This window comes from Rickettsia endosymbiont of Cantharis rufa (assembly GCF_964026445.1).
Lineage (GTDB): Bacteria > Pseudomonadota > Alphaproteobacteria > Rickettsiales > Rickettsiaceae > Rickettsia.
The window spans coordinates 618,300-630,809 of sequence record NZ_OZ032150.1; the positions used below are offsets into that span (position 1 = coordinate 618,300).

Here is a 12,510-nt window from a genome sequence, read left to right on the forward strand (position 1 = left end):
ATAATTGATGTTATTATAGGATGATGTCATTTCTGCGGAATTAGGAATGACATCGATGACTTGTTCCCTCCGCTCTTATTCACAATTAATACTCGTGTTGTCACCCCATTCCATCATTTCCAAACATTTTAATTCTTGTATAGTTTTTACTATACCACAACATCTTGATTTATAAACGGCATATCCAATAGGAAGTCCAAGTATAAGTGCTATACCGATAATATTGAAATCCAGATATATTCAAATATGGCATACTTTGCTTCCTCTCTAGTTTTAAATTTATATGGGTCGCACCTCCATTTTACAGATGTGGATATTAAATGCTATACGTTCAATAAGAGTTCCGATGACTTTATCATGAATATCCAATGACTTGGGAAAACAAATTGTTTTACGTGTCAGTCTTTTGCATCTTGTTCTAAGATTTAAGTTACCCCGTTCTATCCGTTGAGTATATTTTTTACTAACAATGTGTTTTTTGGGATCTAATAACCTAGCATAACTTCCCCATCCATCTGTAAAGTAAAAAGTAACCTTAAAATCCTCCGGTTTTTTTCAGTAATGATTCTGATGTGCTATCACATCTTGTACCAAAAGTATAAGCAACTACTTTTAACAAAATCTTATCCAAAGAATATCAAAGCCATCTTTGTTTGGATTTATTCTGTACATAAGGCCATTGTTCATCTATTTCAGGAGCAATAATTACTTCTATCGTATTGATAGAATGATTTATCTTTTTTAACGCTAGATTTTTTTAAAACACGGATAACCGTATTGATACTCACTTTTAATACTCTTACTGTATCCCTAACTCCAGAGCCATTGATTGACATATCTACTATCTGAGCCTTGACTCCAGGCTTAGAGGCATTATTAATATATTACAGTTGAAAATATCGATTACACTGCTTGCATTGATATCTCTGTTGTTTTGAAATTGAATATCCCGCCTTTACTACTTTTTCTGTGTCGTTACAATATCTACACTTAACATCTATTCTTGATCTACACTTAACATCTATTCTTGCCATAACTCCTTAACTATAATTCTCTCTTATTACTGTTTGAGGATTATAGACTATTCATGCTAAGCTGCAATACGGGGGCGTGACCCGCCAACAACTCTGTTTTTAATATTGACTCAAGGAAATCCGTATAACTTGAGTCTTCTTTACTAGAAGGACTGTGCGATATCAAAATAATTTTCAGCTACCTGAACAAGATTTAATGAGTGGCACATCTCTGCTATACGTTGGTGCTGCAGGTTCATAATGCCTCCAATATATCTAGTATACGCATAGGGAATGCTGCAAAGAAACTGTAGAAAATCGTTCTTCTTTACCTTCCATAATCTCTAATACCGCAGGATGACTACCGCTATAATCCAATGGTAGTGGTTGAGGAGTACTCCTCTCAGACTTTAATCTTTTTACAGGTATTTCACCTGTGGTGCCATGCACACGCATATTCGCTATATCTCGCAGCCATTTTAGCACCTCTGAATTTGCAGTATCCACATCCAACACTAGCTCTGCTGTTTTTAATTTTGTCACTAATGGGTTATAAAAGCTTTCTCTGAGATATCTATTAAATCGCTCAACCTTGCTCTTGGTTTTTGCTTGATAAGGTCTACACACTCTTAAGCGGAAACCATAATGTTTTGCAAAATCTAGCATTCCTTTATTAAAAAGATGTATGTCAAGACCATACGTATCTCTACCCAGTATTACTGTTTTCATATTGTCATAAAGCACTTCTTTTGGTACTCCGCCAAAATATTCAAATGCACGCTTATGGCATTCTATTAACGTTACAAGCTTCTCATTAGTAACAAATTCCACATAACTTGCTCGACTATATCCTAATGTAGCTACAAAAGCTGATAAAGTGTTCTTGCCTTTACGAAATTCAATCCAATCAACTTGCATCTGTTTACCGGATGCAGTCTCGAATCTTACCATATCCTCCTGCTTAGCTGCTGGCTTTATGCTTTTTAAATAATCTCTGAGTTGGGTCATCTTGCCCGTGTAACCCATCTCCTTTATCTCTTGAAACAATACAGTGCCGGGTAGCGATATAGGATAGGCTGATTTTATTCTTTCGCTCAAGTACTCCTTATACGGGGCTAGCTTTGTTATCAACTTCCTCCCATCCTTATATTTAGGGCTACCATCATATTTTAAATATTTACGTACTGTATTTACTGAAACACTTACTTCTCTTGATATACTTCTTAGGCTTGTGTCTTGTTTATTTAATATTTTTATTTCCATTATTTGCTCCAGTATTATCATTATTTTTTACCTCCTTACCCAGAAGATATTACTTTAATACTGTATCAATTTTTATCCATTGTGCTGTATCATTTTACTTCCGTTGCTAACACTAGGAGCACTACGGACAAAACAGCTCTCATCGGTAAATACGATCACTTTCTCTTCCGCTTTATACTTTTTGATCTTATGCTGAAATTCTAGCCTCTCTTCTTCTTTTGCCTTCGGATGTCTTAAAGCTTTTTTTATACGTAATATTTAACTTATTTAATGCTTTATGTATCCCTGATTTACTAACTCCTAACCGCTCAGCCCTTTCATATTGGTATGCATCACTATATTGCTCTACGCCTACCTTCAATCTATCAAGCGGTATTTTTGTTGAATCTTTATTTCTACTTCTTAAGGGCGATATTCTTTTTGTCCATACAAATACTCTATTCTTTCCTATTCCAAAACGTTTTGATATTGATGCAAAACTCATCTTCTTTTTTTTCTTGATTGCTGAAACTTTCTTTCTAAAGTCTACTGAATATGTTATTACAATGATTTATTTTAATTACTCCATCTTATTGTAACTGCTTTATAGAGGTTTGGTTATATAATAATAATTGATGGTGATGGATATAAAAAAGAAGCCTTGAAATGGCTCAAAGATCAAGTTGGTAGTAATTCAATAGAAGTTTTTAGTATATCTGAATTTACATCTTGGGTAAATAAAAAGAAAATATAAGTTATACAAGTATATAATTCCCAAAACTAATTATACAAATATTATGACCGATAAAAACTTAAATAAAGCAACCTCTTATCATATGGCTATGCTTAATAAAAATTATGATGGAATGGCCTCGTATATACATACTAATGTTCATTTTATAGGCCCATTAGCGATTATGGACGGCAAAGCATCAGTAGTTGAAGATGCTAAAAACTTTTCGATGTTCTTTAAGAATCTTACAATTTGTGAAAAATTTCATAATGAGGATAAGGTTATGTTGGTATTGGAGTTTGATTGTCCTGGGCCTATAGGTATTTTTAGAGAAGCTTCATTACTATCTTTTACCGACAATCTTATTTCTGGTATAGAATTATTTTATGATGCTCGTCCTTCTGCAAAGAAAAAAGATGAGATTTTTAATCAAAATTAGTTACGCTATAAATGATGGAAAATAAAAAGATTTAAGTTTTTTTTGCAATTGACCCTCTTGTATAACTTAGCTAAAAAGAGGGATTTGAAAGAAACGCAAGAGCATAAAACCATAGTGCATAAAGAAGTACACGAAGATTCGGCTATCTTCTCGGCGTACAAATTATATTTAGAAGCAAGCTGCACAAAAAGTCTACTTCAATTCCTAAAATCATTATTTAGTAAATAAGCTGCACTATTCATTTCATCTAGTCTTGAGATAGTGCATATATCCTACTCTAACTTCTATTTAACAAATCCAACATAACCTTACCGATATCGGCAGGGGATCTAGTAATAGTCACACCGGCACTTTGTAGAGCTTCAAGCTTATCTTCAGCGCTTCCTTTTCCTCCGGCAATAATAGCTCCGGCATGTCCCATTCTTTTACCAGGAGGTGCTGTAATACCTGCTATAAAGCTAACAATAGGTTTTTTGATTTTTGATTGTTTGATAAAATCGGCTGCATCTTCTTCCGCATTACCACCAATTTCACCAATCATAATAATAGCTTTTGTATCATCATCTTTCAAAAACATTTCAATACAATCAACAAAATTAGTCCCATTAACAGGATCGCCGCCAATACCGACGCATGTAGATTGCCCAAGCCCTACGGTTGTTGTCTGTGCTACTGCCTCATAAGTTAAAGTACCTGATCTTGAAACGACACCTATTGAGCCCTTTTTGTGAATATGCCCCGGCATTATACCGATTTTACATTCATCAGGAGTTATAATTCCTGGACAATTAGGACCGATTAATCTAGTTCTAGAACCGACTAAAGCACGTTTTACTTTCACCATATCAAGTACCGGAATTCCTTCTGTAATACATACTACTATTTCGATTTCGGCATCGATTGCTTCTAATATCGAATCAGCTGCAAAGGCAGGTGGAACATAAATAACACTAGCATTTGCACCGGTTTTTGCTTTTGCTTCATGTACGGTATTATAAATCGGTAAATCAAGATGAGTTCCACCACCTTTGCCCGGCGTAACACCACCAACCATTTTAGTGCCATAAGCTATTGCTTGTTCAGAGTGGAAAGTTCCTTGTGAGCCTGTAAAACCCTGACAGATTACTTTTGTTTTTTTATTTATTAATATTGCCATGTATAATAATTTATTTTAATAGATTGCGTTTTTTATTTTGTGTGTGTGACGTCATTTTATGTCATTCCCGCGAAAGCGGGAATCTAGTAATAAACAGTAAGTTTTTAAAATTAAAAGCTCGATTTATTTCGCTTTTTTTCTGGATCCCCGCTTTCGCGGGAATGACATACCGAAACCTCTACCTTATCGCCTCAACTATTTTATTTGCAGCATCTGCTAAATCATGTGCCGGTATTATTTCTAAACCTGAATTTGATAAAATCTCTTCGCCTTTTTCAACGTTAGTGCCGGCTAGACGAACCACTAACGGCACTTTTATACCTATTTCTTTTGCAGCTGCAATAATCCCTTCTGCTATAATATCACAACGCATAATGCCGCCAAAAATATTAACTAAAATTCCTTTCACTTCTTTATCGGATAAAATTATTTTTAAAGCTTCTTTTACACGCTCACGATCAGCTCCTCCACCAACATCTAAGAAATTTGCAGGTGACGCACCGTAAAGCTTAATAATGTCCATAGTAGCCATGGCAAGACCGGCGCCGTTAACCATACAGCCGATATTACCATCCATTTTTACATAGCTAAGTCCTACATTTGCTGCTCTAGTTTCTAGAGGGTCTTCTTCATCGTGATCACGCATTGCCGTAATATTCGGGTGTTTAAATAAACCATTATCGTCAAAAGTGATTTTTGCGTCTAAAGCGAGTAGATCACCGTCACTATTTACAATTAACGGGTTGATTTCAATTTGCGCTGCATCAGTTTCAATAAAAGTATGATAGACCGATCTTACTACTTCTTTCATCTGTTTAGCTTGGTTATCCTTAAAGCCTAACTCATAAGCTATGCCTCGCATATGAAAATCTTGTAAACCGGTTGCAGGATCAACAGAAAATTTAACAATTTTTTCCGGGGTTTTTTCTGCCACTTCTTCAATATCAACCCCTCCTTCAGTAGAAGTTATAAAAGTAATACGGCTATCTGATCTATCAAATACTATACTGAAATAATATTCTTTTAAAATATCACAGCCCGATTCTATATAGAGACGGTTTACTTTCTGCCCCGCGGGTCCTGTTTGATGTGTTACTAAATTAATACCGAACATGTCATGAGCAACTTTCTTGGCCTCTTCTTTACTCTTAACAACCTTAACACCGCCTGCTTTACCTCTGCCGCCGGCATGTATCTGTGCTTTAACCACATATACTTCCGTATTTAACTTATCTATGGTTTCGTTAATCTTTTCGGTTTTTGTAACAACGAGTCCAGTGGAAGTAGGCACACCGTATCTTCTTAAAATCTCTTTTGCTTGATATTCATGAATATTCATTTTAAATAATTTATTTAAATAATTAAAGCACAGTATAATAATTAATCTTTAAGCTGTAAAGAAGAGAGTTTTTTATCTAAGCTAAGATTCCCTTCTATCACTGCTATAGCAATAGCTTTGTCTATATCGATTGGTTCATTTTTGTTCTTATGTTTACCTTTTTCAAAAAAATCTAAAATATTTTTACTCATTCCACATCCTCTTAAGTACGTTATCTTTTCTAATAAAGTGATGATAAAACGCAGCTAGTATATGCAAAATAATTAAGGCAGTAAATAACAAAGCGGCTTCTTTATGGATTTTTTTAAAAATTTTGGCAAATTGTAAATCTTGAGCGAAAGAGTTTATAGTGAATAGACCGTAAAAATCAATATGATGATTTGATAAAATAGTCATTAGAAAGCCGCTTATTGGCATTAATAACATTAAAAGATATAACAAATTTATATTAATTTGTGCAGCTTTTTTCTGCCAATTCGGTATATCAGCCGGTAGTAAAACATTAGCATTATAGAATTTCCATAAAAGCCTTATTATTACTAAAGATAAAACAACTATGCCGGTAGCTTCATGTAAGCCGTATAGCTGCCATTTTAGAGGTGGTTCTACGAAATTGTCCATTGAGAAACCGACAATGAGCATTACTATAACTATAATACTCATCGTCCAGTGGAAAAGTTTTGCGATTAAGCCGTAAGAATTTTCAGTATTTGTAAGTAGCATAATGATACCTCAACTATGCATACCGCGACTTGATCGCGGCACCCATTCTTTTTTAATTTTTCTAGATACCGCGATCAAGCCGCGGTATAACAGTTTCTTCTTAATTCCCAACTGCTGTATCTATAATCTTTTCTGCTTCCTTACCGGTAATTTTTTCGTTATCATTCAGAATAAGATTAGCATTTTTTAAATCATCTTCTATATGCTCGGCTCCTCCTTTTAAAATCTTAGCTAAAAATTGTTCGGCAAGAGCGTAATAAGATATTCTGTTACCCGGTTTGGCAAAGCCGTGTCCTTCATCTTTGTAAAGGGCATAAACTACCGGTATATGGTTTGCTTTCAGGGCATTTACGATTTTGTCAGATTGGGCTTGCACCACTCTAACGTCATGGACTCCTTGTGCTATAAATAGAGGTTTTTTAATGTTATCTATAAAATTAATCGGTGATCTTTGTCTTAAAAATTCTTTTTCCTTTTCGGTATCCCAAGGTCCTATACGTGTTCTATATATACTTAATAATGGTGTCATGTAAGGAGCTTTAGATTGCACATGTGTTAATAAATCAGACATTCCTACAACGTCAACACCACAAGCAAACACGTCAGGCGTCATGGTAAGACCTACAAGCGTTGCATAACCTCCATAGCTTCCACCCATAATACAAACTTTATCAGAATCAACTACATTATTCTTAATAGCCCAGTTAACACCGTCAATTAAGTCAGTGTGCATTCTACCAGCATATTCTAAATTACCAGCATTTAGGAAATTTTTACCAAAGCCTGTAGAACCACGGTAATTAACAGTTAAAACTGCATAGCCACGGTTTGCAAGCCATTGATGTTCAGGATCATATCCCCAGCTATCACGCACCCACGGACCGCCATGAACATTTAAGATTAGAGGTACTTTTCTATCTGGTATATTATCTTCATCAAGCTTTACATAATTTGGGAAAGTTATATAGCTAACTAAATCAAGGCCGTCACGTGACTTGATAATTACTGGTATCATCTTAGCAAGATTATATTTCTCAAGATCTTTACGGTTAGAAAATAAAAATTCAGCTTTTTTATTTGCCTTATCATATTTATAAAATTTCACCGGTGCGTTATCAGCCATATAAGCAACAATCCAAGTTTTGTCGTCTAACGTCCTGCTGTTGATAATTAAATCACCACGATCAAGATCTTGCAGATATTTAATATCATCCTCAATATCTTTATCTAATATCTTGTATGAAACTCTATCATAATCTATAGACACTGCTTGCGGAGTTTGTTTGGTAGGATGCACGGCAAATAAGCCAATATCGGCTTTTGAATCTTCAGCTAATATTTCTTCGCCGCCGGTAGCGAGTGTTATAGCCTTAAGGGCTGAAGTATTACGGTTACGCCCCTCAAGCATATAAAGAATTTCGCCGCTAGCATCAAAACCTAGTATAGAAGTATTGAAAGAATCTTCCATTGAGATTTTAGTATATAATTGCTGCTTACCGTCTTTTAATTCATAATATTCAACGGCTCCGTCTTTATCTAGTAAACTACCGAATCTTAAATTTAAATTTTCATCAGCTACGTAATCGGTAAATCTATCATTTTTATAAATCAGTTCTTTTTCTAAAGTACCCAGATTTAATTTATAAATATCAAAATATTCAGGATTACGTTCATTTAAATATATTAATATCTCATTTGGCTTTTTATAACTCACTCCGGCTATACCGGCTTTAACGCCTCTTTCGGGAGTAAGTAACTTTGTCTCCTTCGTTTCTATATTATAACTATAGATTCGGTCATTTTCATCACCATTAAAATCTTGACTATATAAAATATTTTTATTGTTGTAAGCCTTAGCGTAAGACCTAATACCGCGACCTTTATCATAAGTTATGGCTTGTGCTTTACTAATATCATCGCTTGGAGCTAACCAAATATTTAGGACACCATCTTTGGGTGCGATATATAGAATATATTTACCGTCGTGGGTTAGAGAAACTCTAGCTTTATCAGGATTGCCGAATAAAACTTTTCTTGGGATTATATGATTGTTATCTGTTATCGTTTGCTTTTGAAACATAAAAATACCGACACTTATTATTAATATAGTGCCTATAATATAGAAAAATTTTGTCATTACTATATAACTTGTTAGGTTATTTAAGCCGTCATTGCGAGCAGCCATAGGCTTCGTGGCAATCTCGACAAATATCCTGAGATTACTTCGTTAATTACTTCGTAATTTTCTCGCAATGATGTAGAATTTTATCTACACTCTCTCAATATTACTTAAAAACCAATCTACTTCTCTGGTATTAGCATTACGTGTAAATGTCCATTCTTCTTTTAAGTATTCGATTTTGTCAACTACATTTTTACCTTGGAATAGTAATTTAATAAAAATATTATTGCCAAACATATAAATTTCTGAATATTTTGCATTTAAAGCCGATGAGTCAAAAAAATCACCGTAAGATTGTGTTATTTTTTCAAATTCTTCCAAATATCTTTTATCTATCAACTCAGATAATTCTTGAGTATCCTTTTTATAAGCAGCTTCTATAATCATTTGAAAAGCAGTTTTAGCATTATTTATAAATTTAACCGGATCAAATGAATAAAGGCGTTTATGTACCTGTTCCATTCCGTCTACAACCGCAGTTATATTTTGCTCTACTATTATATCTTTAAAAGCTTTAATATCTTGGGCTGTTGGGAAATTTTTTTCTTTTTTATTAGATTTAACTGCGCTCTGAGTTACGTCTTTAATAACTGGTTCGCCAAAATAAGATTTTTGCTTTGTCTGTTCCTCTTCTGAGGTAGAACCAAGAGTCGTAATTAATTTGTTAATAATAAAAAAGGCAATAGCGGCAAAAATTAATAGCTCGATTATTTGAGGAGACATTATTCTATTTATTTTTTATTAAAAGATGATTCCTATATATTAATATAAAAAAATAATCTTTTAAAGTTATTTAATAAAAATAAGAATTTATTTTTATTTGAGTTAAAATTAAAGTTTAAAAAATATTAAAAGATAACTAAAATATCTTGATTATTTCAATTATTATGATATCCTCGTTTTGTAAATGATGTTTAAACTCCATCGTTGCAAAACATTTTATAGTCCTTAGTCCATTTATGCTAGAGGGCTGTTATACTAACACTTATTCATAAGTATTTTAATATAACGGATAATTATTGTTTTTAATGATTGAGTTTATCCCCTAGCACCTATACTCGTTTAATTTGAAAATTAGCACAAAGTCTAATAAGTTCTGCGGTACTCACGTATTAAGTAATGGCTTCCGTTCCTCGCCTTATAGACTACTACTCTTTTTCAAATTAAACTTCGTCTACCTACCTAATATTTAATTACTAGTACTAATATTTTTTAGTAACTCTTCTACTTTTGTAGCATTCTCGAACCCGTGATCGTAATGAAATCTTATATCAGGCGAGAATTTCATATTTATTTTATTAGTAATAAAATTTCTGATAGCATTTTTAGAATTATTTAAGGCATTCATAATTTCATCTATTGTTAGTTTAGTATTAAAAGGCAAGAAATAACAATTAGCTATTTTTAGGTCGGTGGTAACTATAACTTTCGTAATAGTGAGAGGACAATCAAAAAGTCTGCTATCCAGCATTTTACCACGCCTTAGAATTTCGATTAATGCTTCATTTATAATGCTTGCTAATTTTTGTTGTCTATGAGAATTTGCTTTAGTTAATTTTTTCATAAGTTAAGATATATATAATTTTAGGTTTTGTAAACTTTTCTAAAAAGATTTAATTTTGGTTATTTTTTGCTACAAATTATAAGATTTTTTTTGAAATATGAATAACTATTTCTATAAAAATTTTATTAATTTTCACTAAAAAATACCTCAAAATAACAAATCAATTAGAAATGTTCACAAAACCTAGAGCATAATAGCATACTTTTGCCAAACAACCAACGCTCAAAAATTTTAGAAATTTGGTTTTAAAAAAACCAGAGAATAAAGAAATAAAACAGCCCCAAAAAGGAAACGCCATTAAGAAAAGTATAAATAACTCATATTTATAATATAGTTTTGTTAAATTTTTAAGTCTTAAAATATTTTGTTCATTTTTGGAAGTATAAAAGATATTTAAAACTACTCTTCCAAAGATATAATTGACTGTATTACCGCTAAGAGAAGCACAAGTAGCTACTAACAGCATTATTAAACTATTATAGCCTCCAAACATTTTCATAGAATGAAATATTAACTCATTCTGAAAACTGATAACAAGATTTGAGACAAAACTATCAACAAATAATAAACTATATGCTTCAAATTGATTCATAAATGTAATATATTGAATTTTGATTATGTATGCTGTACTGCTCGATCCTTTTGTTGTCACCCCGTGACTTGACCACGATATCCATAAAAAAATTAAAAAAAAGACTAGATCCCGCGATCAAATTAGCTAGGATGACAAAAGAGTACCATACCACAACCTTTACTATCTAACACCAAAATAAAGTAACCGGCAATGAAAAAGCAAATTATTTATCCTGATTTTATAGCACGAATTTTTTCTACGGCACTTGATTTATCATTATTTGCCTTTATAGCAATCCCAATATCACAATCTTGTTCTTTTAATTTATTATGGTTGTTCTTTAATGATTATTTCCTTAGCAATAACATTACTTTTTATAATCCTAATGAAATGTTTAGCTCTGTTATGAGTCAGGAATTTTATGAATATCTTAAAGCAGGAAATTTTAACAAATATATTTTGTTTAATATCTCAATTTTTGCTACTAATATATTAGTAATAGGCTCGTATTTTGTAACGTTTTGGTATTATAAAGGTGCAACGCTTAGTAAAATATTTCTACGTATGAAACTCGTAGATGCCGTAACATTAAATCGTCCGACTTTAAAGCAGTTAATTAAAAGATTTTTAGGATATATGACTTTTCCTATTGGAATTTTTTTCATACTTTTTTCTTCCAAGAAACAAGCATTACATGATAAGATAGCCGGAACAGTCGTTATTAAGTCTTAAATGTGTACTCGCTGAATTTGAAAAATTGACCTCGTTGTTTTTTGCTTTTAATCTTCACGTACTAGTATGTACGCTGCGATTAAAAGCTTCAAAACGCCTAGCTCTTTTTCAAATTGAGCTTCGTATTATATACCGACTCTTCATTTATAATGATATATACTCCGACTATGAATAAAACAAATGATAATGAAATAGACCGGCTAATCTATCTTTTTTCAAAATTACCCGGTCTTGGTAGTAGGTCGGCAAGACGTATAGTACTGTACCTACTGCAAGATAAAGATATAAGGTTAAAAAGCCTGATTAATAACCTTGTAGAGATAGACAAAAAAATAGTAAAATGCGAGATTTGCGGTAATATGGATACGGAAAATATTTGCCGTATTTGCACTGAAGAATATCGAGATAAATCGGTTATTGCTGTTGTTGAAACCGTGGCTGAATTATGGGCAATGGAGCGTAGTGGTAATTTTAAAGGTTTATATCACGTACTAGGTCATAATTTATCGGCAGCTAGTAGGCAAAATCCTAGAATACTCAGATTACCTGAACTACTTAAAAGATGTTTTGCGGAAAATATTAAAGAAGTTGTTATTGCTACTAATTCTACCTTAGAAGGGCAAACTACTGCCTATTTTATTACTGAATATCTAAGAGAACACCCTGCTAAAATTTCTCGCCTTGCTAGCGGTATACCTATCGGAGGTGAACTTGACTATCTAGATGAAGGTACTTTATCTGCCGCTATTAATCTACGTCAACCTTTTGAGTAAAATACTAACAAATTTTTATATTTAATTGACACAATAGTTA

At 32.9% G+C, this 12,510-nt stretch carries 18 protein-coding genes and 2 pseudogenes; 6 read left to right on the forward strand and 14 right to left on the reverse strand.

Features of this window, described 5'->3' with window-relative positions:
* Positions 1–246 precede the first annotated feature (246 nt).
* Positions 247–372 (forward strand): hypothetical protein, encoded by a 126-nt coding sequence (locus AAGD46_RS08895; RefSeq protein WP_410525948.1) that lies wholly within the window; start codon positions 247–249, stop codon positions 370–372.
* 6 nt (positions 373–378) lie between these two features.
* Here AAGD46_RS08895 and AAGD46_RS08900 read toward each other — a convergent pair.
* The 6 genes and pseudogenes from AAGD46_RS08900 to AAGD46_RS03445 form a co-directional block, all read right to left on the reverse strand.
* Positions 379–480: pseudogene (locus tag AAGD46_RS08900) on the reverse strand (IS1 family transposase); the annotation flags it as partial.
* A gap of 157 nt (positions 481–637) precedes the next feature.
* The gene (locus AAGD46_RS08905) at positions 638–736 is read right to left on the reverse strand and encodes an IS1 family transposase (protein ID WP_410525950.1); all 99 of its coding nucleotides are present in this window, start codon (positions 734–736) and stop codon (positions 638–640) included.
* The gene (locus AAGD46_RS08910; protein WP_341786696.1) at positions 693–836 is read right to left on the reverse strand and encodes an IS1-like element transposase; all 144 of its coding nucleotides are present in this window, start codon (positions 834–836) and stop codon (positions 693–695) included. The genes AAGD46_RS08905 and AAGD46_RS08910 overlap by 44 nt, the downstream gene beginning before the upstream one ends.
* A gap of 238 nt (positions 837–1,074) precedes the next feature.
* The gene (locus AAGD46_RS03435) at positions 1,075–1,200 is read right to left on the reverse strand and encodes a hypothetical protein (RefSeq protein WP_341787768.1); all 126 of its coding nucleotides are present in this window, start codon (positions 1,198–1,200) and stop codon (positions 1,075–1,077) included.
* Positions 1,201–1,289: 89 nt separating this feature from the next.
* A complete protein-coding gene (istA, locus tag AAGD46_RS03440) occupies positions 1,290–2,276 on the reverse strand; it encodes an IS21 family transposase (RefSeq protein WP_341787866.1) in 987 nt (328 codons plus the stop codon).
* Positions 2,277–2,463: 187 nt separating this feature from the next.
* Positions 2,464–2,760 (reverse strand): IS630 transposase-related protein, encoded by a 297-nt coding sequence (locus tag AAGD46_RS03445; protein ID WP_341786833.1) that lies wholly within the window; start codon positions 2,758–2,760, stop codon positions 2,464–2,466.
* A 117-nt stretch (positions 2,761–2,877) separates the two neighbouring features.
* On the opposite strand from AAGD46_RS03445, the pseudogene AAGD46_RS03450 reads away from it, so the two are divergent.
* The 3 genes and pseudogenes from AAGD46_RS03450 to AAGD46_RS03460 all read left to right on the forward strand — a co-directional run.
* Positions 2,878–3,009 (forward strand): annotated as a pseudogene (locus tag AAGD46_RS03450) (PD-(D/E)XK nuclease superfamily protein); the annotation flags it as partial.
* Between the two features lie 43 nt (positions 3,010–3,052).
* Positions 3,053–3,427: a hypothetical protein gene (locus AAGD46_RS03455; RefSeq protein ID WP_341787769.1), complete on the forward strand. Its 375-nt coding sequence runs from the start codon at positions 3,053–3,055 to the stop codon at positions 3,425–3,427.
* Positions 3,428–3,511: 84 nt separating this feature from the next.
* Positions 3,512–3,655 (forward strand): hypothetical protein, encoded by a 144-nt coding sequence (locus tag AAGD46_RS03460; RefSeq protein WP_341787770.1) that lies wholly within the window; start codon positions 3,512–3,514, stop codon positions 3,653–3,655.
* Between the two features lie 49 nt (positions 3,656–3,704).
* Here the strand turns inward: AAGD46_RS03460 and sucD are convergent, their stop codons facing one another.
* From sucD to AAGD46_RS03500, 8 genes are all read right to left on the reverse strand, one after another.
* Complete coding sequence (sucD, locus tag AAGD46_RS03465) at positions 3,705–4,583, reverse strand: succinate--CoA ligase subunit alpha (RefSeq protein WP_341787771.1); 879 nt, start codon at positions 4,581–4,583, stop codon at positions 3,705–3,707.
* Between the two features lie 178 nt (positions 4,584–4,761).
* The gene (sucC, locus tag AAGD46_RS03470) at positions 4,762–5,922 is read right to left on the reverse strand and encodes an ADP-forming succinate--CoA ligase subunit beta (RefSeq protein WP_341787772.1); all 1,161 of its coding nucleotides are present in this window, start codon (positions 5,920–5,922) and stop codon (positions 4,762–4,764) included.
* A gap of 41 nt (positions 5,923–5,963) precedes the next feature.
* A complete protein-coding gene (locus AAGD46_RS03475; protein ID WP_341787773.1) occupies positions 5,964–6,113 on the reverse strand; it encodes a hypothetical protein in 150 nt (49 codons plus the stop codon).
* Positions 6,106–6,645 (reverse strand): cytochrome b, encoded by a 540-nt coding sequence (locus AAGD46_RS03480; RefSeq protein ID WP_341787774.1) that lies wholly within the window; start codon positions 6,643–6,645, stop codon positions 6,106–6,108. The genes AAGD46_RS03475 and AAGD46_RS03480 overlap by 8 nt, the downstream gene beginning before the upstream one ends.
* A 100-nt stretch (positions 6,646–6,745) precedes the next feature.
* Positions 6,746–8,782, reverse strand: a complete 2,037-nt coding sequence (locus AAGD46_RS03485; protein ID WP_341787883.1) for a S9 family peptidase — start codon at positions 8,780–8,782, stop codon at positions 6,746–6,748.
* A gap of 132 nt (positions 8,783–8,914) precedes the next feature.
* Entirely contained in the window at positions 8,915–9,550 is a 636-nt protein-coding gene (locus AAGD46_RS03490) for a Tim44 domain-containing protein (RefSeq protein ID WP_341787775.1), read from the reverse strand.
* Positions 9,551–10,016: 466 nt separating this feature from the next.
* On the reverse strand, positions 10,017–10,391 hold the full coding sequence (rbfA, locus tag AAGD46_RS03495) for a 30S ribosome-binding factor RbfA (protein WP_341787776.1): 375 nt from the start codon (positions 10,389–10,391) through the stop codon (positions 10,017–10,019).
* Between the two features lie 160 nt (positions 10,392–10,551).
* Positions 10,552–10,983 carry a YqaA family protein gene (locus tag AAGD46_RS03500; protein WP_341787777.1) on the reverse strand — a complete coding sequence of 144 codons (432 nt, stop codon included), beginning with the start codon at positions 10,981–10,983 and terminating at the stop codon, positions 10,552–10,554.
* 192 nt (positions 10,984–11,175) lie between these two features.
* Here AAGD46_RS03500 and AAGD46_RS03505 point away from each other — a divergent pair, with 192 nt between their 5' ends.
* Together AAGD46_RS03505 and recR are read left to right on the forward strand one after the other, a co-directional pair.
* A complete protein-coding gene (locus tag AAGD46_RS03505; protein ID WP_341787778.1) occupies positions 11,176–11,697 on the forward strand; it encodes an RDD family protein in 522 nt (173 codons plus the stop codon).
* 167 nt (positions 11,698–11,864) lie between these two features.
* Complete coding sequence (gene recR, locus AAGD46_RS03510; RefSeq protein ID WP_341787884.1) at positions 11,865–12,470, forward strand: recombination mediator RecR; 606 nt, start codon at positions 11,865–11,867, stop codon at positions 12,468–12,470.
* Positions 12,471–12,510 lie beyond the last annotated feature (40 nt).

What these genes read in the sequence shown, in the direction of transcription:
- AAGD46_RS08895 (WP_410525948.1), top strand. Translation starts at nt 247, where the DNA reads ATGGCATACTTTGCTTCCTCTCTAGTTTTAAATTTATATGGGTCGCAC.
- AAGD46_RS08910 (WP_341786696.1), bottom strand. Translation starts at nt 836, where the DNA reads ATGTCAATCAATGGCTCTGGAGTTAGGGATACAGTAAGAGTATTAAAA.
- istA (WP_341787866.1), bottom strand. Translation starts at nt 2,276, where the DNA reads ATGGAAATAAAAATATTAAATAAACAAGACACAAGCCTAAGAAGTATA.
- AAGD46_RS03445 (WP_341786833.1), bottom strand. Translation starts at nt 2,760, where the DNA reads ATGAGTTTTGCATCAATATCAAAACGTTTTGGAATAGGAAAGAATAGA.
- AAGD46_RS03455 (WP_341787769.1), top strand. Translation starts at nt 3,053, where the DNA reads ATGACCGATAAAAACTTAAATAAAGCAACCTCTTATCATATGGCTATG.
- sucD (WP_341787771.1), bottom strand. Translation starts at nt 4,583, where the DNA reads ATGGCAATATTAATAAATAAAAAAACAAAAGTAATCTGTCAGGGTTTT.
- sucC (WP_341787772.1), bottom strand. Translation starts at nt 5,922, where the DNA reads ATGAATATTCATGAATATCAAGCAAAAGAGATTTTAAGAAGATACGGT.
- AAGD46_RS03475 (WP_341787773.1), bottom strand. Translation starts at nt 6,113, where the DNA reads ATGAGTAAAAATATTTTAGATTTTTTTGAAAAAGGTAAACATAAGAAC.
- AAGD46_RS03480 (WP_341787774.1), bottom strand. Translation starts at nt 6,645, where the DNA reads ATGCTACTTACAAATACTGAAAATTCTTACGGCTTAATCGCAAAACTT.
- AAGD46_RS03485 (WP_341787883.1), bottom strand. Translation starts at nt 8,782, where the DNA reads ATGACAAAATTTTTCTATATTATAGGCACTATATTAATAATAAGTGTC.
- AAGD46_RS03490 (WP_341787775.1), bottom strand. Translation starts at nt 9,550, where the DNA reads ATGTCTCCTCAAATAATCGAGCTATTAATTTTTGCCGCTATTGCCTTT.
- rbfA (WP_341787776.1), bottom strand. Translation starts at nt 10,391, where the DNA reads ATGAAAAAATTAACTAAAGCAAATTCTCATAGACAACAAAAATTAGCA.
- AAGD46_RS03500 (WP_341787777.1), bottom strand. Translation starts at nt 10,983, where the DNA reads ATGAATCAATTTGAAGCATATAGTTTATTATTTGTTGATAGTTTTGTC.
- AAGD46_RS03505 (WP_341787778.1), top strand. Translation starts at nt 11,176, where the DNA reads ATGAAAAAGCAAATTATTTATCCTGATTTTATAGCACGAATTTTTTCT.
- recR (WP_341787884.1), top strand. Translation starts at nt 11,865, where the DNA reads ATGAATAAAACAAATGATAATGAAATAGACCGGCTAATCTATCTTTTT.